This window comes from Prosthecodimorpha hirschii, assembly GCF_001305515.1.
Taxonomy (GTDB): Bacteria; Pseudomonadota; Alphaproteobacteria; order Rhizobiales; family Ancalomicrobiaceae; genus Prosthecodimorpha; species Prosthecodimorpha hirschii.
Window position 1 is genome coordinate 741,800 of sequence record NZ_LJYW01000001.1, and the last position, 23,290, is coordinate 765,089.

The following is a 23,290-nucleotide window of genomic DNA, read 5'->3' on the forward strand; positions in this document are numbered from 1 at the left end:
ACGCATCCCGACCGGGACGCTGTCATTCAAGCATCCCAGGGTTAACAAGAGATTCAGCATGCCGCCCGCCCTTGGCGACGAACCCGCACGGTCCGGGAACGAGCCCCGCGAAATCCGTCGAGATTGCCGCCGAGCCCGGCGTCCGGGGCGCTGCCGCCCGCCGGCCGGGCGGTGTAAAATGGCCGCGCGCGGGGAGATAAGCCTTGCGACTCAAAAGAAAATCGGCGGAGACCCCACCCCATGGACCTGTCCCAATCCCTACGCGGCCGCAGCGTGCTGATCACCGGCGCGTCGTCCGGCTTCGGCGCGCATTTTGCCGGCCTCATGGCCCGGGTGGGCGCGCGGATCGCCATTGCGGCGCGGCGGATCGGCGAGTTGGAGGCCATGACGGCCGAGCTGACGGCCGCCGGCGCCGCCGATGTCCTCGCCGTGCGCATGGACGTGTCGGACGCGGCCTCGATCGACGCCGGTTTCGCGGCGATCGACGACCGTTTCGGCGGCCTCGACATCCTGGTCAACAATGCCGGCATCGGCGTCCAGGCATCGGCGATCGACCAACCGGTCGACAGTTACGATCAGGTCATGGCGGTCAATCTGCGCGGCCCCTGGCTGGCCGCCCAGGCGGCGGCCCGGCGCTGGCGGACGGCGAAGCGCGGCGGCGTGATCCTCAACATCGCCTCGATCACCGGGCTGCGCGCCATGAACGGCCTCGCCGCCTATTCGGTCTCCAAGGCGGCGCTGATCCACATGACCGAGAGCCTCGCCATGGAGTGGGCCCGCTTCGGCATCCGCGTCAACGCGCTGGCGCCCGGCTATTTCGCGACGCCGATCAATGCCGAGCATTTCCAGACCGAAGCCGGCAAGGCGCTGATCCAGCGCATGCCGATGCGCCGCCTCGGCCGGTACGAGGATCTCGACGGCCCCTTCCTGCTCCTGGTCTCGGACGCCTCGCGCTACATGACCGGCAGCGTCGTCACCGTCGACGGCGGCCACACCATCGCGTCGCTCTGACGGCACCGACGGCCTGCCCCGGTCCACCGGCCGGGGCACGCCGAACCCCTCGACCCGCTCCGGACTTCGGCCGGCTCCGACCCTCGATCGGCTCCGGACTTCGGCCGGCTACAGATTGGCGACCGACATGTCCGGATCGAGCCCGCACAGCACCCAGCCGCGATTGAGGTCCTCGATATGGCGCGCCATCCAGATGCGCGCCTCGTCGGCGTCGCGGGCGCGGATCGCCTCGACGATCGCCCGATGCGCGGTCATCAGCCGACCGGCCGATTGCGGCAGGTGCGGGCGGATCGCCACATAGGCCGGGTAGAGCAGTTGGCCGATCGGCTCGCGCGCCAGGATCAGCGCGCGATTGCCGGAGCCCGCGGCGATCAGCGAATGGAATTCCATGTCGAGCGCCACCGGCGATTGGCCGGCCACGATCGTCGCCTCGGTGCGGGCGAGATTGTCGTCGAGCTCGGCCAGCACGGCATCGGTGCGCCGGGCCGCGGTCAGGGCCGCGGACAGCGGCTCCATCACCATCGCGGCCTCCCACAATTCGCGGAAGGTGATCTGCTGCAGCGTCAGGGCCCGGCTGGCACGCGGGGCGAGATCGGCGCTGTCCGGTGCGGCCACGACCAGCCGCTTGCGCGTCTCGCGCCGCACCAGGCCTTCCGTCTCAAGCTGCCGGATCCCCTCCCGGACCGTCGAACGATGAACCCCGAAGCGGCCGGCGAGATCGGTCTCGCTCGGCAGCGCGTCGCCGGGCTTCAGCGTGCCGTCGAGAATCAGACGCTCGATTTCCAGGGAGACGGCTCGGTAGGCAGGGGGCAGCTCGAGTTTCGTGAAGGCGACCATCAGGCATGTGCTTCCGGCGGGGTGAAATAGGGGTCGAGCGTTCCGGTCCGCGCCTTGGCCTTGGCGATCTCGTCGCGCGCGACGACGCGCAGATGCACTTCATCCGGCCCGTCGATGAAACGCAAGGCCCGGCCCCAGGTCCACAGATAGGCGAGCGGCGTGTCGTTGGAGAGCCCCATCGCCCCGAATACCTGCATGGCACGATCGAGCACCCGGGTCTGCATACGGGCGGCGATGATCTTGATCGCCGACACGTCGACCCGCGCCGAATGGTTGCCGAAGGTGTCCATGGCCCAGGCGGTCCTGAGGCACAACAGCCGCGCCTGGTCGATTTCCAGCCGGCATTCCGCGATGGCGTCCTGGTTGTTGGCGTAGTCGGCGATCGCCTTGCCGAACACCTTGCGCTCCAGCGCGCGCGCCGCCATCAGCTCCAGCGCCAGTTCGCACTGCCCGATCGTGCGCATGCAATGGTGGATGCGGCCGGGTCCGAGCCGCGCCTGCGCGATGGCGAAGCCCTTGTTCTCCTCGCCGAGCAGATTGGCGACCGGTACGCGCACGTTGCGGAACACCACCTCGCAATGCCCCTCGGGCGAATGATGGTTCATGATCGGCACGTTTCGCACCACCTCGAAGCCGGGCGTGTCCATCGGCACGAGCACGAAGGAATGCCGCTCGTGGCGCGCCGCGTCCGGGGCGAAGTTCGAGACGCCGAGCACGATCAGCACCTTGGCGAGCGGGTGCAGGGCGCCGGTGTTGAACCACTTGCGGCCGTTGATGACATAGTGGTCGCCGTCGCGGCGGATCTCGGTCTGCAGGTTGGTCGGGTCGGAAGAGGCCACGTCCGGCTCGGTGATCGAGACGACCGACCGGATGTCGCCGTTCATCAGCGGCTCCAGCCAGCGCGCGCGCTGCTCGGGCGTGCCGAAGAGATGCAGGATTTCCATGTTGCCGGTGTCAGGGGCGCTGCAGTTGAACACCTCCGAGGCCCAGGGCAGCCGGCCCATGATCTCGGCGAGCGGCGCATATTCGAGATTGGTCAGCCGCGTGCCCGGCTCGTCCGGCTTCAGGCCGGGCAGGAACAGGTTCCAAAGCCCCTCCGCCTTGGCCTGCTCCTTCAGCGGCTCGATCACCTCGAGCGGATAGGTACCGGCCTCGGCCAGCGCATGCCAGCGCCGGTTGGCCGGCAACACGCGCGTCTCCATGAAGGCGGCGAGGCGCTGGCGGAGGTCCTCGACCTTGGGGCTGTAGGCGAAATCCATGGCGGCTCCTCCGCGATTGGTCTGTTTTGCTTGAGACGGTGTCAGATGCCGACCCGCCCCTCGGCCACGGCGAGGGCGCGGCGGGCGAAATTGACGGCGAGATGGCCGATCTCGGCCGCATCGGCCCCGGCCGCCGAGCCGGCCCGCGCCCGGTCGGCGATGCCGACGAAGATCACGGCAAAGCGGAACAGCGCGAAGGCGACGTGGAAGGGCTGCAGCGTGCCGGCCGGGCGGGCCTTGGCCTGGTAGGCGGCGACGAAGTCGGCCGCGGTCGGGATGCCGAGCGCCGCGAGGTCGCGGCCGAGCAGGCCGGCATATTCGTCGGGCCGGGAATGCCAGGCGATGGTGAAGAAGGCGAGATCGGCCAGCGGATGGCCGAGCGTCGACAGTTCCCAGTCGAGGATGCCGATCACGCGCGGCTCGCTCGGATGGAACATCAGGTTGCCGACCCGGAAATCGCCGTGTGCAATGGCGGTCACGCCGCCGTCCGGCGGGCGGTTCTCCGCCAGCCAGTCGCAGAGCGCATCGAGTTCCGGCACCGATCCGAAGGAGGACTCGCGCCATTGCCGCGACCAGCGCGCGATCTGCCGCTCGAAATAGTTGCCAGCCTTGCCGAAATCGGCGAGGCCGACCGTGGCCGGATCGACCGCATGCAGGCACGCCATGGTCTCGGCCATGGCCCGATACAGCGGCCCCCGCTCTTCGCGCGCGGCTTCGGGAAGGGCGCAATCGTGGAAGACGCGCCCTTCGAGCCGCTCCATCAGATAGAAGGGCGTGCCGATCACCGCCGGGTCGGGCTCGTAGAGCACCGGTCGCGGCACCGGCACGTCGGTGCCGGCCAGTGCCGAGAGGACCCGATATTCGCGGTCGACCGCGTGGGCGGAGGGCAGGATCGGGCCCGACGGCTTCTTGCGCAGCACCAGCCGGGTCGCGCCGACGGTGACGAAATAGGTCGGATTGGATTGCCCGCCCGAGATCCGCTCGATCGCCAAGGCGCCGCCGCCACCGGGCACCCGTCCGGCCAGATAGCCGGAAAGCCGGTCCGCGCTGAAGTCGATCTGTCCCTGCCCGGCTGCGCTCATGACATCCCCGCCGCTCGATTTGTCCGACAAACCAGCAAATCCATCGCCTGTCAAGCAACCCGAAGCGACGCGCCGGACGGTCTGCACAAGCGCGGTCCGGGCACGGATGCCACGCAGCCGGGGCGAATCGAGACCGATCGGGCGCCTTCCGCCGCCCCTCGCCACGCCTGGGGGCTCTGGCATTCCGGCCCGGGATCCGGCATGCCCGTGGGGAGCGCCTTCGGGTCTGCCGCCGGGCGCGCCGGGGAGCCGTCATGATCCTCAAGCAACTGGTCTATCTGGTCGCGCTCGCCCGCGAGCAGCATTTCGGCCGCGCCGCCGAGGCCTGCGCCATCTCGCAGCCGACCCTTTCGGCCGCCATCCGGCAGTTGGAGGAGGAGCTCGGCATCACCATCGTCGAGCGCGGCCAGCGCTTCCGCGGCTTCACGCCCGAAGGCCGCAGCATCCTCGACCATGCCCGCCGCGTGCTGTCGGATTGCGACGCCTTGCGCCAGGAGGCCGGGGCGCTGCGCGGCGAACTGGCCGGGCGGCTGCGGCTCGGCGTCATCCCGACGGCGCTGCCGGTCGTCGCGTCGCTGACCAGCCTGTTCCGGGAGAGCCACCCGGCGGTCGCGATCGTGGTGCAATCGCTGACCTCGGTCGAAATCCAGCGCCGGATCGATGCCTTCGAACTCGACGGCGGCATCACCTATCTCGATTTCGAGCCGCTGGACCGCGTCCGCAAGGTCCCGCTCTACCGGGAGGACTATGTCCTGCTCTGCCCCGACGACGGCCGCTTCGGTCGCGACCGGATCAGCGTGACCTGGCGCGAGGCCGCCGACCTGCCGCTCTGCCTGCTGACGCCCGACATGCAGAACCGCCGCATCGTCGATGCGATGTTCCGCTCCGTCGGCTGCGTCCCCCGCGTCGAGGTCGAGACCAACGCTATCTCCAATCTCTGGGCCCATGCCGGCGTCGGTGCCTGGGCGAGCGTCGTGCCGCGCCTCCTGGTCAGCCAGTATGGCGCACCGCCCGGCGCCCGCGCGCTGACCCTCACCGAACCTCATGGCTCGCAACGCGTCGGCGCGATCATTCCCGACCGCGCCCCGGCCAGCCCGCTCTCCACCGCCTTCCACGCCGCCGCCGAGAAGGCCGGGATGACCGTCCTGTCCGAGCACCAAGGCAGGTCATAGCCTATCACTATGACCTGCCTTGATAGATTTTATCGATCATTCATTCGGAACAAACGATTTGCCTCAAGGCATGACCTGCCTGCATCACTGAGGGTGCGGGTCCCCGAACCCGTAAACAACAGGGTGGAAGCGGGACGAGGCCGATGCACAGAGGTCAGGTTTCGGGTTGGGATCCGGCGGTCGCGAGCCGGATCATCGAGGCGCGACGGCAGGAGCCGGGCGCCATGCTGCCGATCCTGCACGAACTGCAGGAGACCTTCGGCTATGTCGACCGCGCGGCCCTGCCGCTGATCGCCGACGCGCTGAACCTGTCGCGCGCGGAGGTCCACGGCGTCGTCTCCTTCTATCACGACTTCCGCTCCGAACCGGCCGGCCGCACGCAGGTCAAGATCTGCCGCGGCGAGGCCTGCCAGGCCGTCGGCTGCCGCGAACTCGTCGCCACCGCGGAGCGCCGTCACGGCCTCACGCTCGGCGAGACCTCGCCGGCCGGCGATCTGACGCTCGAAGAGGTGTTCTGTCTCGGCAATTGCGCGCTCGGCCCGGCCGTCCAGGTCGACGGCGAACTGCACGGCCGGGTCACGCCCGATGTGCTCGACGCCCTGATCGCCATGAGCCGTTCCCGGGGGCACGCATGACCGTCCGAATCCACGTCCCCGCCGACAGCGCCGCCGCCTCGGTCGGCGCCGACCAGGTCGCCGGCCGCCTGGCGACCGAGATCGCGCGCGCCGGGCTCGACGCCCGCATCGTGCGCACCGGGTCGCGCGGCCTGTTCTGGCTCGAACCGATGATCGAGGTCGAGACCGCCGGCGGTCCGATCGCCTACGGCCCCGTCGCGCCGGCCGACATCCCCGGCCTCCTCGCCGCCGGCCTCATCGACGGCGGCGCCCATCCGCTGCGCCTCGGCCCGACCGACGCGATCCCGTATCTCGCCCGCCAGGAGCGGCTGACCTTCGCCCGCTGCGGCGCGATCGACCCGGTCTCGGTCGAGGACTATCGCGCCCGCGGCGGCTTCAAGGGGCTCGAACGCGCGCTGGCCATGACGCCGGTCGCGATCGTCGAGGAGGTCACCGCCTCGGGCCTGCGCGGCCGCGGCGGCGCCGGCTTCCCGACCGGCATCAAGTGGCGCACCGTGCTCGGCGCGGCCGGCGACCAGAAGCATATCGTCTGCAACGCCGACGAGGGCGACAGCGGCACCTTCGCCGACCGCATGCTGATGGAAGGCGACCCGATGCTCCTGATCGAGGGCATGGCGATCGCCGGCCTCGCGGTCGGGGCGACCCAGGGCTGGATCTATATCCGCTCGGAATATCCCCGCGCGGTGGCGACCTTCACCCGCGCCGTCGAGGCCTGCCGGCGCGCCGGCATCCTCGGTGCCAAGGTCGGCGGCACCGGCCCGGCCTTCGACATCACGGTGCGCATGGGCGCCGGCGCCTATGTCTGCGGCGAGGAGACCTCGCTGCTCGAAAGCCTCGAAGGCAAGCGCGCCCTGGTCCGCTTCAAGCCGCCGCTGCCGGCCCTGAAGGGCCTGTTCGGCAAGCCGACCGTGATCAACAACGTGCTCTCCTTCGCGGCCGTGCCGACCATCCTGGCCGACGGTGCCAAGGCCTATGCCGACTACGGCATGGGCCGCTCGCGCGGCACCCTGCCCTTCCAGCTCGCCGGCAACATCAAGTTCGGCGGCCTGGTCGAGAAGGCCTTCGGGCTGACGCTGGGCGAGGCGATCCACGATTTCGGCGGCGGCACGCGCTCCGGCCGGCCGATCCGCGCTGTCCAAGTCGGCGGCCCGCTCGGCGCCTATTTCCCGGCCGACTATCTCGACACCCCGCTCGACTACGAAGCCTTCGCGGCCCGCAAGGGCATGCTCGGCCATGGCGGCATCGTGGTGTTCGACGACAGCGTCGACATGGCCGAGCAGGCCCGCTTCGCCTTCGAGTTCTGCGCCAAGGAGAGCTGCGGCAAGTGCACGCCCTGCCGCATCGGCTCGACGCGCGGCCGCGAGACGATCGAGAAGGTGATCCGCGGCGAGGCGGTCGAGCGCAACCTGTCGCTGGTCGACGATCTCTGCCGGACCATGACGGACGCCTCGCTCTGCGCGCTGGGCGGGCTGACGCCCTATCCGGTGCTGAGCGCGATCGAGCATTTCCCGGAGGATTTCGACCGGGCTCCGGCCCGCGTCGCCGCCGAATAGCGGGCCCGGCGGGGCGCCGCTCCCGCCCCGGCGCGACGGACCTTCACCGCTCGCGCCTCGCCGCTCGCGGCCGGGCGCTCCCGGCCATCCGGCCCGACCCGACGGAGGGAGAGGCCGGATCTCCGGAACCGGTCCGGAGGCGGCAGCGGACGGGAGACGCCCCGGGCGCGACGACCTGAATGAATGCGGATCGGCAGCCCGGCCCGGGCGCCGCCGGCAACGAGAAGAGCAGCGGGAGAGACCCCATGGCGCTCATCAAGGAAATCGACTTCGGCACCCCGATCCGTGTTGCGGACAAGACCGTCACGCTGGAGATCGACGGCATCGGCGTGACCGTGCCGGAGGGCACCTCGGTGATGGCCGCCGCCATGCAGCTCGGCACCAAGACCCCGAAGCTCTGCGCCACCGACAGCCTGGAGCCGTTCGGCTCCTGCCGGCTCTGCCTGGTCGAGATCGAGGGCCGCCGCGGCACGCCGGCCTCCTGCACCACGCCGGCCGAGAACGGCATGAAGGTCAGGACCCAGTCGGCGCGCCTCGCCGGCCTGCGCAAGGGCGTGATGGAGCTCTACATCTCCGACCACCCGCTCGACTGCCTGACCTGCGCGGCCAATGGCGACTGCGAATTGCAGGATATGGCCGGCGCGGTCGGCCTGCGTGACGTGCGTTACGGCATGGATGGCGAGAACCACCACGCCCCGGCGGTCGCCAAGGCGAAGGACGAGTCCAACCCCTACTTCACCTTCGACCCGGCCAAGTGCATCGTCTGCTCGCGCTGCGTGCGCGCCTGCGAGGAGACCCAGGGCACCTTCGCGCTGACCATCGACGGGCGCGGCTTCGCCAGTTTCGTGTCGCCCGGCGGCACGGATTTCCTGGAGTCCGAATGCGTCTCCTGCGGCGCCTGCGTGCAGGCCTGCCCGACCGCGACGCTGATCGAGAAGAGCGTCATCGAGAAGGGCCAGCCGGAACATTCCGCCGTCACCACCTGCGCCTATTGCGGCGTCGGCTGCTCGTTCAAGGCCGAGATGCAGGGCTCCGAGATCGTCCGCATGGTGCCCTACAAGGACGGCAAGGCCAATGAGGGCCATTCCTGCGTCAAGGGCCGCTTCGCCTTCGGCTACGCCACCCACAAGGACCGCATCACCAAGCCGATGATCCGCGCCAAGATCACCGACCCGTGGCGCGAGGTCTCCTGGGACGAGGCGATCGGCCATGCCGCGGCCGAGTTCAAGCGCATCCAGGCCAAATACGGCACCGAATCGGTCGGCGCGATCACGTCGTCGCGCTGCACCAACGAGGAGGTCTTCGTCGTCCAGAAGCTGGTCCGCGCCGCCTTCCGCAACAACAATGTCGACACCTGCGCGCGCGTCTGCCATTCCCCGACCGGCTACGGCCTGAGCCAGACCTACGGCACCTCGGCCGGCACGCAGGACTTCAAGTCGGTCGAGATGGCCGACGTGATCCTGGTCATCGGCGCCAATCCGACCGACGGCCATCCGGTCTTCGCCAGCCGCATGAAGAAGCGCCTGCGCGCCGGCGCCCGCCTGATCGTCGCCGATCCGCGCCGCATCGACCTGGTCAAGTCGCCCCATATCGCGGCCGACTACCACCTGCCCCTCCTCCCCGGCACCAACGTGGCGCTGATCAACGCGCTCGCCCATGTCATCGTCACCGAAGGCCTGGTCGACGAGGCCTTCGTGCGCGAGCGCTGCGAGTGGGACAATTTCGAGGCCTGGGCGCGCTTCGTCGCGCAGGACCTCAACAGCCCCGAGGCGATGGAGGCCGTGACCGGCGTGCCGGCGGCCGACCTGCGTGCCGCGGCCCGGCTCTACGCCACCGGCGGCAACGCGGCCATTTACTACGGCCTCGGCGTCACCGAGCACAGCCAGGGCTCGACCATGGTCATGGGCATGGCCAATCTCGCCATGGCGACCGGCAATATCGGCCGCGAGGGCGTCGGCGTGAACCCGCTGCGCGGGCAGAACAATGTCCAGGGCTCCTGCGACATGGGCTCCTTCCCGCACGAATTCTCCGGCTACCGGCACGTCTCCGACGACGCCACCCGGGCGATGTTCGAGACCTTCTGGGGCGTGCCGCTGTCCGGCGAGCAGGGCCTGCGCATCCCCAATATGTTCGAGGAATCGATCAACGGCAGCTTCCGCGGGCTCTATGTCCACGGCGAGGACATCGCCCAGTCGGACCCCAACACCCAGCATGTCCAGGCCGCGCTCGAAGCCATGGAATGCATCGTCGTGCAGGACCTGTTCCTGAACGAGACCGCCAAATACGCCCATGTCTTCCTGCCCGGCTCCTCCTTCCTGGAGAAGGACGGCACCTTCACCAATGCCGAGCGGCGCATCAGCCGCGTGCGCAAGGTGATGCCGGAAATGTCCGGCAAGGCCGAATGGCAGGTGACGGTCGAACTCGCCCGCGCGCTCGGCTACGAGATGGCCTACCGCCACCCGTCGGAGATCATGGACGAGATCGCCCGGCTGACGCCGACCTTCGCGGGCGTCTCCTTCGACCGCCTCGACGAACTCGGCTCGATCCAGTGGCCGTGCAACGAGAAGGCCCCGACCGGCACGCCCTTGATGCATGTCGACCGCTTCGTGCGCGGCAAGGGCCGCTTCATGATGACCGAATATGTCGCCACCGACGAGAAGGTGACGGCGCGCTTCCCGCTGATCCTGACCACCGGCCGCATCCTCAGCCAGTACAATGTCGGCGCCCAGACCCGGCGCACCGACAACACCGCCTGGCATCCGGAGGACGTGCTGGAGATCCATCCCCATGACGCCGAGAGCCGCGGCATCCGCGACGGCGACATGGTGGCGATCCAGAGCCGCGCCGGCGAGACGGTGCTGCGCGCGACCGTCAGCGAGCGCATGCAGCCGGGCGTGGTCTACACGACCTTCCACCATCCGGTGTCGGGCGCCAATGTGATCACCACCGACAATTCGGACTGGGCGACCAACTGCCCCGAATACAAGGTCACCGCCGTCGAGGTGCGCCGGACCAACCACTATTCGGGTTGGCAGGAGCGCAACGCCCAATCGGATGTCGACCTGCGCCGGATCGCCCGCCCCCTGCCCGAAGCCGCCGAGTGAGCCCCGCCATGTCCCCCATCCCCACGCCGCAGGACGCGGCCCAAGCCGGCCACCCGGCTCCCCGGTCAGTGCATGCCGAGGATCTCGCCATCCCGCACGACGACGCCGCCCACCTGATCCGCATGGCCAACCAGATCGCCACCGCCTTCCGGCTCGAGCCGGAGGACAAGGCGATCACGGCCATGCGTGAGCATATCGGCAAGTTCTGGACGCGCGCCATGCGCGAGCGCCTGAAGGCGCTGGCCACAGCCGCCGCCCCCGATCTCGACGCCCGCATCCGCCGCGCCTTCGGCTGAGCGGTCGGATCGAGACCGGCGAGGATTGCGGACGAGGAAGCGCCCGCTTCCTCGGTCCCACAACCGCATCCCAGCATCGGCGGCGGCAAAGCGCTTGCGTTTTCGCTGGATAGACCTTCACCCGGACGGCTTCCGCGCCGCTGCGCATATTGACCCCGCGGGCGCCTCCCCCTATGGTCCGCCCGCTTCGCCGGAGGGCCCGCCCCTCCAGCGGAGACGCGTTCGGCCACCACGAAGCGGTCGGTCCCGAGGCCCTCCAACGCCTCGCGCCACCCCACCCGAACCCGTCTTCCCAGCATCGGCTGGGCCGGTAGCTCAGTGGTAGAGCACGTGACTTTTAATCATGTGGTCGCGGGTTCGATCCCCGCCCGGCTCACCAAAAATCCCAAAGAAAACATCATGCTAGCACCGCGCCGAGCGATGTACTGCTGACACGATTTCAGCCCTGTCAGCAGACTCTGTCATCAATCAGCGCCGAGAAGCCGCGGAAAACCAGCACTTCCCGTCGAGAACATCGGCGATGCGGCCGGCTTCGGCGATGACAGGATCAACCTCGCCTTCGCCGACTACCCGCCGGATCCGGTCGGCATTGCGAAGTTCCGACACCTTCAGCCGATGACAGGCACCGATGACAGGATCAAAGCACTCGCGCGTGTGGTGCGGGCCGACCGGGTAGGCATCGACGACCGGGTCGACAGCGCCGCGCTGGAGCCGAGTGCAGACCTCGGCCAGCATCGTGTCGGCGCCAGTGCTGTACGGCAGCACCGCCTCGATGACCGAACACCGCCACGTCACGCCGGCCCGATCGACCATCTCGTGGCCATCGCGCGCGAGCTGGCCCAGGAAGTCGAGCGCGGCGTTCTGAACGGTGTCGGGTTCGCCAGAGAACTGCGCAAACTCGCCCTCGGGGCCGGTCAAGGTGACGACCTGGGCGATGGTGGTCAGCGGCATGTTGCTCGGCGCGGTCGCGGCGCAGATGCGGTCGGGCACGAAATTCAGGCGCTGCAAAGGAGTACCTCCTGATGAGAGCGGATCGAGGCGGCGATCGAGGCGATCGAGGCGCCCTGCAGATCGGCCGCCCAATCCCGGCCGCTGAACTGCAGCGCGATTCTCGCGAGCACCGGCAGGGCGGCGAGCGGCGTGCCGGGGTGGTCCCGCAGGAAGCCGCCCAGGGCAAGCCAGGGCTGGCCGGTGACCACTGCGGAGTCGATGATCGAATTGACCACGATCCCGTCGACCGTGACGGCGCGCTTCGGCCGGCCGAGCCCGTCGAGCCGGACGCCATGCGGCAGGCACAAGCCGCCGCCAACGACGTGTCGGATCTGGCCGCGACGGTGCGGCGACCGGCAGCGCTCAGCCATCTCTACGGCGCGACGCTCGGCATGGGCGCCGGCCGGGACGACCGCCTCGGCGAGCCGGAAGCCGGCGCTCTGGCCGTCGCTGCGCGTGATGATGTACTGCGCAGGCGTGACCTCGTGCCAGAGGAGCGAGCCGTGGTCCCGCTGCAGCTGCGCCAGGATGTGCGGCCGGCCGCCGATTAGGACATCCTCGCCGCGATGGATGTTCGGCACGTTTCCGATGAAGAGATCGCGGATGGTGGCCGGCAGGTTGCAGCGCCAGGACACCGCGTCGATGTTCAACCGGCCGAGATCGGGATCTGTGAAGGTGGCCGTCTGGATCATGCCGCAGCCTCCTCGCCCTCGGCATCGACCACGACGATCTCCGCGCCGGCCACGCCAAGCTGGGCGCGATGCTCGGCCGCGCGGATCAGGAGCACCGCGGCGTGGTCCGCCTCGACGGTCCGCTCGGCCAAATCCCAGCGCGAACCGGAGCCGTCGATCATCCAGCCGGTCCAGCCGCGCGCGGTGATCAACTCCAGGCGATCGAACACGGCAACCAACCGTGGGCGCAGGCGGGCGTTTGCCTCGGCCTGTACGGCCGGGCCGGAGCCGATCAACTGAACGGCGGAACCATCGCGGCGGCGGGCGATGAAGCTGACGAACGTCGCTGCCACATTGGCAGCATCTTGCGATTGCATGTTGTGATCCTTGCGTTAGAGTATCTTGCCGACGACGGCGAACGTCGCGAGTCCGATGCCGCGGGAGGCCTCTCGCGGGCCGGCGGCCTTCTCGGGGTGGTGAGTGAAGGTTTCGTCCTCCGATCGCTCGCGAAGGAAGGCGTCGCGACGCTTGCGGACGGGCGGGGTTTGATCGAGTGTGACGGGTGTGCCGCGCCAGGGGGTCGGCGGTGACGATGCGATGATCTGGTCGATGACGGCGCGGACGCGGTGCTCGGGCACGCCAGCGGCGGCGAAGAGGTCGCCCAGGCGATCGACGGCAACAGCAACCTCATCGCCGCTTGACTCCCAGCTCGGCGGCCAGTGAAGCCCGCAGCTCGGCTCAAGGTTCATCAAGCCGACGAACTCGACGGGATCGAGCCCGGCCGTGATGGCGGCATGGCGGGCCGAGGTGAAGCGGCGGCCTCCGATGGTCACCATGCGAGCCTCCCGAGGCTGTCGCGCTGGCGGGCGGGCGACGGATCGGGCCGCTCGAAGTCGAGCGCGGGATAGCGCGGCAGGTTCAGGCGAGCGCGCTCGGCTTGGGCCTCGCCCCCGTTCAACGGCACGAACCGGCCGGATGGCGCGTCGAGCTTGTCGAGGGCGGCGAGGCGCTGGGCGAAGTCGGCCGGCAAGGCGTCGGTGAACGTCCGGCAGCTGCCGAGCGACGATAGGTCGAGCATGACCAGCCGGTCGGGCCGGAGGTGGTTCGACTCGAAGCGGTAGCCGGAGGCCGGCCACTTCGAGGCGATGGCGGTGACGACGGAGACCGGGACGCGCCCGGCCTCCGCAACGTCGAGAGCCGCATAGAGCAGCTTGCCTGAGAACGAGTGGCTCACTGCGCGGCCTCCGGCGCGAGACCCTGGGCGGCAGCGCGCTTGATCGCGATCCGGTCTTCGGCCTCGCGCTCGGCCTTCCGGCGGGCCTCGGCGGCACGCTCGCCGGCAAGGCGTTCGGCTTCGACGATCGGGGCGATCAGGGACTCCCGGCCGGCTTCGATGCGAGCGTCGGCGCGGCGGCAGGCGTCCGCGACCTGGGCAGCGTCGAGCCGCAGGGCGTGAACCGCGGTGCTCGCGATGATCGGCCAGCCGACCGGGCGGCCCAGGCGCCGCATCTCGCGCTCGATGGCGGCGACGTTGAGGCCGGCGGCAGCGGCGTCGATGCGGTAGAAACGGCCCTCGGCCGGGGTGACGTTGACGATTCCGGTCATGGCGATGGCTCCTCAGTTGGCGGGGTGGAAGACGGCGACGGCATGCCCGACCCAGATGCCGGTCGGGTCGAGAACCGGGTCGGCGCTGATCGAGAGGATTTCGACCGATCCGATCTGGCCGGGGTCGGGCTGGGCGCCGGCAAACGCGGCGTGCAGGAGCGCCGTATGGCCGGCATCGAGCGCCTTGCCGACAGCAAACCCGGCCGGGGTCGGGATCAAGACCTGCACGTCATGGATGACGCCAGTCCGCAGCTCGACGCCGGCATCGAGCATGGTCGCGAAGATTTCGCTGTAGACCACGCCTGCATTCGAGATGTAGCCGGCATCGCCGGGTTCCTCTATGAAGCTTTCTCTGCCGTCCAAGTGCTCGATGGCAAGCGCGACATCTTAGCCGGCCCAGGAGATGATCTTCGCGGCGGCGATCGTGTTGGTTTCGACGTCGAGGTCACCTTCGACGCGGAGTTCATCAGCGGAAAGGTCGACTTCGAGCGGGTCGGACAGGTCGACGCGGACGGTCGCGCCGATCGAGAGGGCGACCTGGGAGCCGAGGAAGCTGTCGACGCGGGCCGAGATGTAGCCGGCGCGCGGCTCGATGCCGGCGGCTTCGAGGGCTTCGGCGAGGGTGATTGCTGTGTTCACTGTCTGTTCTCCCGCGCTCAGAGGGCGTGGGAGAGGAGGACGGAAACACCGACGACCCACGGCAGGGTCACGGCGGCCTGGAAGGCGGTATGCAGGGCGAGATTGCGCATTCGGGTGATCCTTATCGGCGGGGCGGGATGCCCCTGCCGGTGAGGCTCAGCTATTCACGGCATCAACTCCGCGGAACCCCGCGGAAGCTCGGCGAGGCCGCCATCCCCACTAGCGCATGTACTGCCGCGAAAAAGAAAAGGCCCCGCAGGTACTTAGCCTCGGGGCCTCTGATAGGTCGCTTTTCAGCCCTGCGCCGGGTGCCTCCACCGATGGCGCAGGATCTGGGGATGGTCGCGGCGAGCATATTGATATGCCGATACTTCGATATGGACCCGCGGAAATCCGCAGACCATGTCAGGGGCGAGGGCCGGTTCTGGTCCGCGCATAGAGATTTCGTGTGGCAGCGAGATTATAGCAGTCGGTACAGAACATGAACATACGGCCCTCGATCACAAAACCGTGATAGGAGGGCCGTGTCATGGCCGAGAATACCGAACTGAAACTGTACACCGTCGAAGCACACAACATCGGCCAGGGCGCCGTCGATCGCATCAACCGCCGCCTCGGGATGGCCATCCGTTTGGGCGCCGCGCCGGTCTGGCTCGCCTGGGGTGAACCGGGTCAGGCAGGAACGCGGCATTACCATCGCGTGGGCGAGGACGATCAGGTCCAAATTTCGGTGATGGGCACGGGCCGCCTGGAGGCGAACGCGCACGATCTCGATACCGTCCTGGAAGCCGTCGAGCCGGAAGTGTCGCGGAGCGCGGGCTTCCGTCATCTGCCGTGGTCGTCGGCTTTGGAGTGTTGCCGGCAGGGCCTGCACGAGGCCGGCATTCCGGCGAAGGAAATCGTCCAGGCGTTCGCAGAGCACGAGCCGCCGGATGCGCTCGTGGCGCTGGGCGCGCGGCATAAGGGGACGCCGGCCGGCGAGCGGTGCCGAACGAACTGGCTGCGGCATCGCCGGCATTTCGTCGATGGCGGCCGGTGGTCGCGGGAGATGCTCGGCGCGGTCGCGGCCTGACGGGGCGGCGGGGTGGCGGGGTGGCGGCGGCGAAAAGCGTGGCCGCCACCTTGCGGTCATACATCTGAGAACAAATATGGAACATGTCGGCATCCCGCCGACACCGGCCGCCTTAGAAATGGCGAAACCCTCGAACCGCTGGTAACGGTGAGGGCTTCTGAAGTGCCGGAAAACTGCGTGCGGAAAAGCCGGCGCCTCTGAGCGAACATATGGCGAACATATCGCCGAATGTCAACGGCCTTTCCCGCACCAAGCGTGCGGCGAACAATGATTTCCCATCCCACTGACGCGGACGTTAACAAGGAGTGCTCCGGCCTCCTGCTTGACGGCTACCCGCTGACATCTGCCATCCTCTCGGCTTCCCGGCCTGAGATCGAGCCCTTGCGCCCGCCGGCCATCGAGCCGGAGGATGGGCACTGGCTGCGCGCCTACGGGCAGCTTGCTGCCTCGCTCGGATGGCCACTGCTGCCGATCCTTGCCGGCAAGAAGATGCCGGCTATCAAGGGCTGGCAGGCGCGAACGGATGTGACCACGTCATCCGATCTCTCGGAATGGAACCGAGAGAACTGGACCGGCATCGGCATTCAGACCGGCGCGGCCTGGAACATCATCGCGATCGACTGGGACCTGCCGCCGGAACGCGACGACCTCCTGGCCGAGTTGGTCGAGATGACCATTCGGCACCTCGGGCGCGCGCCGACCAAGACCGGCAAGAAGGGCGTGACCTTCCTGTATCGGCTTGCGGAAGGCATGCCGACTCCGCGGCGCGCGGCTATGGCGCGCGTGGGTGACATCCTTGGTGCCCGGTCGCAGACCGTAGCCCTGGCTCACCATGCCGACACCGGACGCCCATACCGCTGGCCGGACGACCTCGACCCAACGAACATGAAGCCGACCAGCCTGCCGGTCATCACGCCGGACGGGTGGGATGCGTTCACGGCCGAGCTACTGGCGTGGCGTAAGGCGCACCCGGAATTTGGTCGCGTCGCGGGCGGGCGCCGCGGCGGATCCCAGAATGTCGGCGGCAAGGCCGAACTGGTCCGCGATCCGGTGACCGGTCTCGTGACCGATGGTCGCGACGACTACATCCGCGCGTTGATGGCCTACGCATACGCGACGGTGAAGCGGGCCGGCGGCGATCCGTCGACCCTGGGCGAATGGCTCTGGGCGCGGGCGCAGGAGGAGATCGACCTTTCGCGGCCGAACGCGAACGGCGCGCCCTACGATCAAGCTCTGATCGAGTCGAAGCTGCGGTCGATGGTCGATCGCGACGCAGCCGGCCTTCTGCGCCTTCAGATGTTCGTCGAGGACAAGGCGACCGAAGCCACGCCCGTCGAGGCCAAGCTGGAGAACATCCTGGCGCGCCTGGGGCGGGCCGTGGTGCCCGAGGAGGCGCCGGCCGATCTTGAGCCGCTGCCGCCGGCCACGCCTATCGGCGAGGCCTCTGCATCTGTCCGTCGTGTTCTCGATACCGCACCGGTCAACAAGGTGACGGGGGTTCAGGTATCGACGGGCGGCGGCAAGACGTTCGCAGCCCTCGGCTATGCGGTCGACCATGCCAACCGGGAGCACGAGTCAGAAGATCGCCAGGTTCTGATCTACGCGGCCGAGACGCGCGCCCTGCGCGACCAATTCGCAGCCGATCTGCGCGACCGGCTCGGCGAGCGGTTTGACGAGCACGTCACGATCCTGGCGCCGCGAGACGAGGCGCCGGATAGTGTTCCGCAGGAGAGCTGGTGCGGCCGGGTCGAGAAGGTCCAGGCCGTCAAGCAGGCTGGCCTGAGCGTCAATCGGAGCTGCTGCATAGCAACACGGAAGCCTAAGGTCGTCGAGGGTGGCGACGGCGAGGTCAAGGCCGAGGTGGTCGCGAAGTGCCCGTTCCATGACGTGTGCGGCTTCAAGCGCTCCGAAGCCATGGCGATGAAGAACGCCTCGATCATCGTCATGACTCACGCCGCGCTGAAGGACTCGGCTTACCTTCGACTGATCGCGAAGCGCAAGATCGTGATGACGATCGTTGATGAGGACATCACGAAGACGATCGCTCACGAGAAGGCCCGGATTTCGAAGGAAGCGCTGTTCGGAACCACGTTCTCGATCGAGGAAGCGGCCGAGGCCGTCGTCAAGGAAGAGGATAATTACTCGCAGCACGTGGCCGACGCCGCGAACCTGGGATTCGTGCCAGTCTCCTGGGGGATCATTGCGCAGACGTTCGCCTCCGGTCGCCACATCCGTGCCGGCGAGCTGCGCGCGGCCTTCCTCGCGGCCGGCATCCATGATCCGGTGGGGGTTATCAGCCTGATCGCCCGCACGGCTCAGAAGCGCATCGAGAACATCGAGCGGGAACACCGCGTCGGCGTGCTCGACAGCGACGTTCAGCGCATCCGTGACCGCACCCTTGGTGCCGAGACCATGTTGCCGACCGTGCGCGGCGTGATGGCGGTCTGCCTGGAGGCGAGCCGGATCGTTCGGGAACTGGCAGACGAACAGGAGTCGGGTCGCGTCACGCATCTCGTGAAGGACCGTCAGCTTCATGTGTCGATCTGGCGCGTTCGGCGGCTGCACAAGATGCTGACGACCGGTGCCATCGTCCTGATGGACGCGACGCTTGTTCGCCCCGAGTTGCTGGCCGAGGCCGTGCCGGAAGGCGCCGAGATCGTGCTTGCCGACCCGATCCGAGTTGAGGACGGACCGGAGGTGCGCAGCGAGTTCATGTTCTGGCGGGCCGCCGGCAAGACGGCGTTGCATGGCCGTGATGCGAAGCCGGCCCAAGGCACCGCCTCGCACACCGCGAACATGCTCGGCCTTGCGTCCTACTTGAACGCCATCGTGGTGGCGCGGCGGGGCGAGTCGATTCTGGTGACGTCCGATCTGGCCACCGAGACGGCGCTGGAGGGGCTGATCCATCCGAGCATCATGCTCGGGCACCGCGGCGCGCTCGCCGGCCTGAATACCTGGGAACGGGTTCGGATCCACGTCAATGTCGGCGAGACGATTCCGACCATTGCGGACGTCGAGCAGCAAGCGGCCATCATCCGCGGCTACCGGCCGGCGGGCGAGCTTCGGGACTGGGAGCGGTCGAACGATGTCCAGCGGCTCAGCGACGGGCGTGTGGTCAACATGCCCGGAGTCGCCATCAGCCATCCCGATCCGCTCGCCGACGCCATCCGCGACCGCGTGCAACGTGCCGGGACGCTGCAGGCCATCGGCCGGTCCCGCTCGACCCGGCGCGATAATCCCGCCGAGCCGCTGGCGCAGATCCATGTCGGGTGCCGGCCGCTCGACGGGTTCGTTCCTGACGAGCTGACGGACGGCCTGCCGATCGTGCCCGAAAACTTCTTGACGGTCTCGAAGGATGTCGTGGCGGCGAACCGCCGGAGTGCCCATGCGGCCTGCCCGGAGCTGGTGGCGCCGCTGCATGATGGCGTCATCGACGAGCTGCCGACGCTCGATCAGCTGCCCGAGATGCTGGCTGAGGCGTTGGCCGAGGGCGCCGTCGCTCGGCTGCCGTTTGACGCTGGAAATGGGGGTGATGGGATTAGCCCGAGGTGGGTCCCGGATTCCCTTTTAGAGTCATTAAAGGCATTCGGGGACCCACCTCGGGCTAATCGCGTGACGCCGACCGTTCTGGTGTCGAAGGTCAATGGCCATACGATCGAGTTCGTCGAGCTGTCGCCGGGCGCGGCCATGCGGTCGGTTGATTCCGGCGCCTACGTGATGAGCCTTCGCAACCGCCTCGCCGAGCACGTCGCCGAGCACGGTGTCGCGATCCTGTCACCCTCGATCCTAGCCAAGGAGAGCGACGGTCGGTGGTCGGATGTCGTGCGGCGCGCCAAGAAGGACCCCATCGCATGGCCCGACGAATTGCCCGGTGAGTGGGTGGCGGAAGTCACCCTGAAGCCGGCCCGTGGTCGACCGACCGGCAAGATCAGCTATGCCGTCGCCAGCACCTTCGAGGCCATCGCCAGCCACCCCGACGTTCTGTCGGTCGGCAAGATCTACGTCTCTCCGGCCCCGGTCACGAAGGCCATTGATCCCAAGCCCCAGCCGAGCCCCGTGGCGCCCGAGCCCGAGAAGCGGCGCCCGATCCTGCTGGAGGCCGTCCAGGCCGGTCCTGGGGTTCCGCACGCGGCCACGGTGACGCGCCTGACCCGCCGCGCTGGCATCGTCACGGCCGATGTGGAGATCCACCCCGAAATGGAACCTCTCCGGGTGAAGCATGGCGACGGCACCGCCCTGGCTGGTCAGCTGCTGCAGGCGCATGGCCTGAACGAGAACGTGGTGATCTGGCTGCGGGACCGGACGCCATGGGGTTACGATCCGCTGCTGATGGTCGAGGCGGCGTGAGTTGGTGGGACAGCGGGTGTCTGGTGCCGACGCGGGCGGGGATGAAGCTCGACCGCAACGACATCGAAGGCCTGCGTGCCACCGGCATTCCGCAGTTCATGGCGCTGGCCGACGCCCTGGAGGCCGGCGCGGATGAAGCCGCCCTCGCTGAGCTGGCCCGGAGCTTCGGGCTTATTCGGTCGGCTTGGAGCTGGCCTGATCGATAGCGAGCGGGTGCTCTAGAATTCTTCCGAGCCGCTTCGAGGCTGTTGTGACAGCAGATTGAGAAGTGTGCGCCTCCGTCGACATCGATCAAGAATGGTGCGAATAGATTGGAGTGATCATTGTATTTACTATTTTGTCTTTATCCCAACCCAAAATAGATCGCGATGATCATTTGCATCTCCATCTACGACATTGGATGCCCTGGTTGAGAAAATAACAGTCGAACCGTTTCGAGGTGAAATGGTTGTAGCTTGAAAATCAACTTGCCTATTGATCTGTCCATAAATACCAACCGAAAGTCTGAATATTTGATTTGAGTTCAAATCCTTTAGGAATAAGTCAGTACCATACTGGTCCCATGTATTGATGTCTGCAAAATTTGAGACGTTAGTCGCCATGGAATAGAACATGACTAAATTACTGGAATTTCCAAGAAACCCAGCATTGAAACTCCAATTATTGAACGGCACTTTATTTCCATTTGTCGAAACAATATCTGTTTTCTTTTCTTTTATATTGTAGATGTAAACATTCCATCCAGGAGTCACTGTGGACTTTGACAAATTCGTTGCAAGACTTTGAAACAGGATACTCCTTCCATCTGAACTCAAAATAGGCTGCTCCGCTGCGCCATTGATGTCCTTCGAATCAAAACTCGACAGCAATCTTTCAAGGCTGCCAGTTTTAACATTCTTGAGAAATAGATTTGGGATAGAGTTGGCCGCTCCTCCTGGGAAATTTGTAGAGTTGCTAGAAAAAATAACTGTCCTGCAATCATCACTAGGAAATGGACTGTAACTGTCTCCATTTCCTTGAGCGCCAGATTGCGTAGTTGAAACAATTTTTGATTTTTGAGTACCTAGATCATAGAGAAAGACGTCCTTTTTGTTATTCAGATCGGCGCCATAGATATTTGATGCGCTGCTTGTGTAAGCTATGCATTTTCCTGATCGGGAAACGCTAAACGTATCGACGCTTGAGTTTCCTGCCTGACCAGATTCGGATTGCGAAACCAACGACGTTTGACCAGTGTTGAGGTCTTTCAAATAAATCTGATACACACCAAGTGTTGAATTTTGAGTAAGATTTCCTGCTGCACTAGTAAATACTATTTTGCTTTCAGTTAAAAATTGCCCCCCAAAACTCGGATAGTTACCAATATCGTTGCTGGATGACGTGCTTATTATCTTTGTATCACCCCCTGAAAACGCCCTAACGTACACTTGTGAGTACTGTAAAATAGGATCATCTGTAACACCCGCATAAAATGATACCAACTTCCCATCAGGCGAAATCGAGCTAGCATTATTGTCGTTTGATTGAATTGTTGAAAGGAGAGTTGCTCCTGGCTTGATTGCTGAAACCGTAATGCCTGCTTTCTTGTTGCTAATAACATCGAAACTCTGTTCGGCGGAAAAGGCCGATATCACAGAGAAAACGCAAAATGAAATAGCGGAGATCATGAAAGTTGGGCGCAACAGCATCATCTAAGCTCCAGAATGAGTCCGAGCTAGATTATTGATATTGGTCAATAACTCAAGACTAATGTGAACGAGACTACAACTCTAGTTTGCTGCTCCGGGTAACCGCTAATGGCTGAGCGGGGTGGTCCCCAGTCCAGTTGTTCGGCTTTTGATGCCAGCAGTGCGTGAGCGGTGCGTAGACCATCGTTTATGCCGGCCGCCCTCTGCGCATCCGGCCCGCCCGCACCTGTCCTGAACAACCGCACGGGCTTGGAATGAGGTTCCGGCCTAGGTTGGATAATCTTGGTCTCGCTTGGCCGCTCGCTGGCGGGGCTTGGAGAGCGGCTCATCTACGGGCCGCACGGCCCGAAGTAATTCCGGGCCGCAAGACCCTGTCCAGGCCTTTCCACCCCCCCCTGGACAGCTTGGAACAGCATTGCCGCCTAGCCGGATGAATTGAGGCCTGATCGACCAGTTCAATGAGCATTCTGTTTCGGGCTTGCCGATAGCGCCGCGTCCAAAATCGCCGAACAGGCCGGCAAGTCCGTGGATACGATCCAGCGCACCGACTGCCCCCATCACCTCGTGGCGCCCGGCGGCTTCGGCCACCACGCCCGATCACCTCGGATCGCCGGATCACGGAATAGAGGCCGAGCACGCCGCTTGCCGCAGCGCTGGCACCGCGCTCTGAAGCGCACCGCTTCGACAGCCATCTCCGGGCCGAACCGAGCGACCAGATTGAGGACATCGACCTGGGTGACCCGCCGGCAGTTGGCGCACTCGAAAACCATCGCCAGCCGGCGCTCGACCACGTCGCGCAGGGTGAAGGCATCGGGCGTTTTCTGGTCGGGTTCTCGCGGGTTCGGCATGGAGAACACATCGCGAACAAACGGCGCGGGTGTCAAGGTCGACAGCGCTTATACTATCCTGGCGCGAGTTGCCGAGAGTCGAAACCATGTCTGATAACGAGGTGAACCGGCAGATCGAGGGGGCACGGGCGAGCGAGAAGTCCGTCAGGTGGTACGCCTGCCGAATGCTGTGGCGCGGGGATGCGGTACCGCTCAGGCGGAGGCGGGGAGAGTCCATGTGACCGCCCATTAAACAGCCGCTCCGCGCCGAAGGCGGACGTTGCCCCCACGCCCGAGGTAAGGGCGTCGGGGCCTTGCTGCAGCGCTGGGTCCAAGACCGATTGGGGGTCAATTGCGGACTGACTGGGGGTGGGAAGATGCACATCAAAGCGGACTTTCAACGATGAACCGCCCGACACAGATAGGTCGCTCGATCGCTAACACGGTCTTGCCGATTGTGCTTTGGCAGCGTTCAGACGTTCGGACGCAGGTTGCGAACAGT

22 protein-coding genes and 1 tRNA gene are annotated in these 23,290 nt (G+C 66.5%); 10 read left to right on the forward strand and 13 right to left on the reverse strand.

The features are described 5' to 3' along the window. The first annotated feature begins 240 nt into the window (after positions 1-240). Positions 241-1,011, forward strand: coding sequence for an SDR family NAD(P)-dependent oxidoreductase (locus ABB55_RS03160; RefSeq protein ID WP_054357511.1), 771 nt, complete (start codon positions 241-243; stop codon positions 1,009-1,011). A gap of 108 nt (positions 1,012-1,119) precedes the next feature. Here the strand turns inward: ABB55_RS03160 and ABB55_RS31085 are convergent, their stop codons facing one another. Genes ABB55_RS31085 through ABB55_RS03175 form a run of 3 tightly spaced genes read right to left on the reverse strand, consistent with a single transcriptional unit; the run spans position 1,120 to position 4,189 of the window. After that, positions 1,120-1,848, reverse strand: a complete 729-nt coding sequence (locus tag ABB55_RS31085) for a FadR/GntR family transcriptional regulator (RefSeq protein WP_054357512.1) — start codon at positions 1,846-1,848, stop codon at positions 1,120-1,122. Further along, the gene (locus ABB55_RS03170; RefSeq protein ID WP_054357513.1) at positions 1,848-3,107 is read right to left on the reverse strand and encodes an acyl-CoA dehydrogenase family protein; all 1,260 of its coding nucleotides are present in this window, start codon (positions 3,105-3,107) and stop codon (positions 1,848-1,850) included. Before ABB55_RS03170 ends, ABB55_RS31085 begins: the two co-directional genes overlap by 1 nt. 41 nt (positions 3,108-3,148) lie before the next feature. Beyond that, complete coding sequence (locus ABB55_RS03175; RefSeq protein ID WP_054361809.1) at positions 3,149-4,189, reverse strand: phosphotransferase family protein; 1,041 nt, start codon at positions 4,187-4,189, stop codon at positions 3,149-3,151. A gap of 254 nt (positions 4,190-4,443) precedes the next feature. Between ABB55_RS03175 and ABB55_RS03180 the strand changes: the two genes are divergently transcribed. From ABB55_RS03180 to ABB55_RS03205, 6 genes are all read left to right on the forward strand, one after another. Beyond that, positions 4,444-5,361, forward strand: coding sequence for a LysR family transcriptional regulator (locus ABB55_RS03180; RefSeq protein WP_244471957.1), 918 nt, complete (start codon positions 4,444-4,446; stop codon positions 5,359-5,361). Between the two features lie 143 nt (positions 5,362-5,504). Then, positions 5,505-5,996: a formate dehydrogenase subunit gamma gene (locus ABB55_RS03185; RefSeq protein ID WP_054357514.1), complete on the forward strand. Its 492-nt coding sequence runs from the start codon at positions 5,505-5,507 to the stop codon at positions 5,994-5,996. Continuing rightward, positions 5,993-7,549 (forward strand): formate dehydrogenase beta subunit, encoded by a 1,557-nt coding sequence (locus tag ABB55_RS03190; RefSeq protein WP_054357515.1) that lies wholly within the window; start codon positions 5,993-5,995, stop codon positions 7,547-7,549. The genes ABB55_RS03185 and ABB55_RS03190 overlap by 4 nt, the downstream gene beginning before the upstream one ends. A 245-nt stretch (positions 7,550-7,794) precedes the next feature. After that, on the forward strand, positions 7,795-10,653 hold the full coding sequence (gene fdhF / locus ABB55_RS03195; RefSeq protein WP_054357516.1) for a formate dehydrogenase subunit alpha: 2,859 nt from the start codon (positions 7,795-7,797) through the stop codon (positions 10,651-10,653). An 8-nt stretch (positions 10,654-10,661) separates the two neighbouring features. Next, positions 10,662-10,949, forward strand: coding sequence for a formate dehydrogenase subunit delta (locus ABB55_RS03200; RefSeq protein ID WP_083463309.1), 288 nt, complete (start codon positions 10,662-10,664; stop codon positions 10,947-10,949). A 304-nt stretch (positions 10,950-11,253) separates the two neighbouring features. Further along, a tRNA-Lys gene (locus tag ABB55_RS03205) sits at positions 11,254-11,328 on the forward strand. Between the two features lie 89 nt (positions 11,329-11,417). Here ABB55_RS03205 and ABB55_RS03210 read toward each other — a convergent pair. From ABB55_RS03210 to ABB55_RS03245, 8 genes are all read right to left on the reverse strand, one after another. Beyond that, positions 11,418-11,957, reverse strand: coding sequence for a hypothetical protein (locus ABB55_RS03210; RefSeq protein ID WP_054357518.1), 540 nt, complete (start codon positions 11,955-11,957; stop codon positions 11,418-11,420). Further along, positions 11,945-12,631 (reverse strand): hypothetical protein, encoded by a 687-nt coding sequence (locus ABB55_RS03215; RefSeq protein WP_054357519.1) that lies wholly within the window; start codon positions 12,629-12,631, stop codon positions 11,945-11,947. Before ABB55_RS03215 ends, ABB55_RS03210 begins: the two co-directional genes overlap by 13 nt. After that, positions 12,628-12,987 (reverse strand): hypothetical protein, encoded by a 360-nt coding sequence (locus tag ABB55_RS03220; RefSeq protein WP_054357520.1) that lies wholly within the window; start codon positions 12,985-12,987, stop codon positions 12,628-12,630. The genes ABB55_RS03215 and ABB55_RS03220 overlap by 4 nt, the downstream gene beginning before the upstream one ends. A gap of 15 nt (positions 12,988-13,002) precedes the next feature. Beyond that, positions 13,003-13,446, reverse strand: a complete 444-nt coding sequence (locus ABB55_RS03225; protein ID WP_054357521.1) for a hypothetical protein — start codon at positions 13,444-13,446, stop codon at positions 13,003-13,005. Continuing rightward, the gene (locus ABB55_RS03230; RefSeq protein WP_054357522.1) at positions 13,440-13,844 is read right to left on the reverse strand and encodes a hypothetical protein; all 405 of its coding nucleotides are present in this window, start codon (positions 13,842-13,844) and stop codon (positions 13,440-13,442) included. The genes ABB55_RS03225 and ABB55_RS03230 overlap by 7 nt, the downstream gene beginning before the upstream one ends. Beyond that, positions 13,841-14,215 (reverse strand): hypothetical protein, encoded by a 375-nt coding sequence (locus tag ABB55_RS03235; RefSeq protein WP_054357523.1) that lies wholly within the window; start codon positions 14,213-14,215, stop codon positions 13,841-13,843. The genes ABB55_RS03230 and ABB55_RS03235 overlap by 4 nt, the downstream gene beginning before the upstream one ends. A gap of 12 nt (positions 14,216-14,227) precedes the next feature. Beyond that, on the reverse strand, positions 14,228-14,515 hold the full coding sequence (locus tag ABB55_RS03240; RefSeq protein ID WP_152981903.1) for a hypothetical protein: 288 nt from the start codon (positions 14,513-14,515) through the stop codon (positions 14,228-14,230). A gap of 87 nt (positions 14,516-14,602) precedes the next feature. Further along, positions 14,603-14,854, reverse strand: coding sequence for a hypothetical protein (locus ABB55_RS03245; RefSeq protein WP_054357525.1), 252 nt, complete (start codon positions 14,852-14,854; stop codon positions 14,603-14,605). 529 nt (positions 14,855-15,383) lie between these two features. Here ABB55_RS03245 and ABB55_RS03250 point away from each other — a divergent pair. The 3 genes from ABB55_RS03250 (at position 15,384) to ABB55_RS30180 (ending at position 20,479) form a co-directional block, all read left to right on the forward strand. Further along, a complete protein-coding gene (locus tag ABB55_RS03250; RefSeq protein ID WP_054357526.1) occupies positions 15,384-15,926 on the forward strand; it encodes a hypothetical protein in 543 nt (180 codons plus the stop codon). 267 nt (positions 15,927-16,193) lie between these two features. After that, positions 16,194-20,273, forward strand: coding sequence for a bifunctional DNA primase/polymerase (locus tag ABB55_RS03255; RefSeq protein WP_160321147.1), 4,080 nt, complete (start codon positions 16,194-16,196; stop codon positions 20,271-20,273). Between the two features lie 41 nt (positions 20,274-20,314). Beyond that, entirely contained in the window at positions 20,315-20,479 is a 165-nt protein-coding gene (locus tag ABB55_RS30180) for a hypothetical protein (protein ID WP_160321148.1), read from the forward strand. Positions 20,480-20,605: 126 nt separating this feature from the next. On the opposite strand, the gene ABB55_RS29510 is transcribed toward ABB55_RS30180, so the two are convergent. Both ABB55_RS29510 and ABB55_RS29515 read right to left on the reverse strand, forming a co-directional pair. Next, on the reverse strand, positions 20,606-21,964 hold the full coding sequence (locus ABB55_RS29510) for a TolB family protein (protein ID WP_152981904.1): 1,359 nt from the start codon (positions 21,962-21,964) through the stop codon (positions 20,606-20,608). A gap of 554 nt (positions 21,965-22,518) precedes the next feature. Then, on the reverse strand, positions 22,519-22,809 hold the full coding sequence (locus ABB55_RS29515; protein WP_152981905.1) for a hypothetical protein: 291 nt from the start codon (positions 22,807-22,809) through the stop codon (positions 22,519-22,521). Positions 22,810-23,290: the final 481 nt, after the last annotated feature.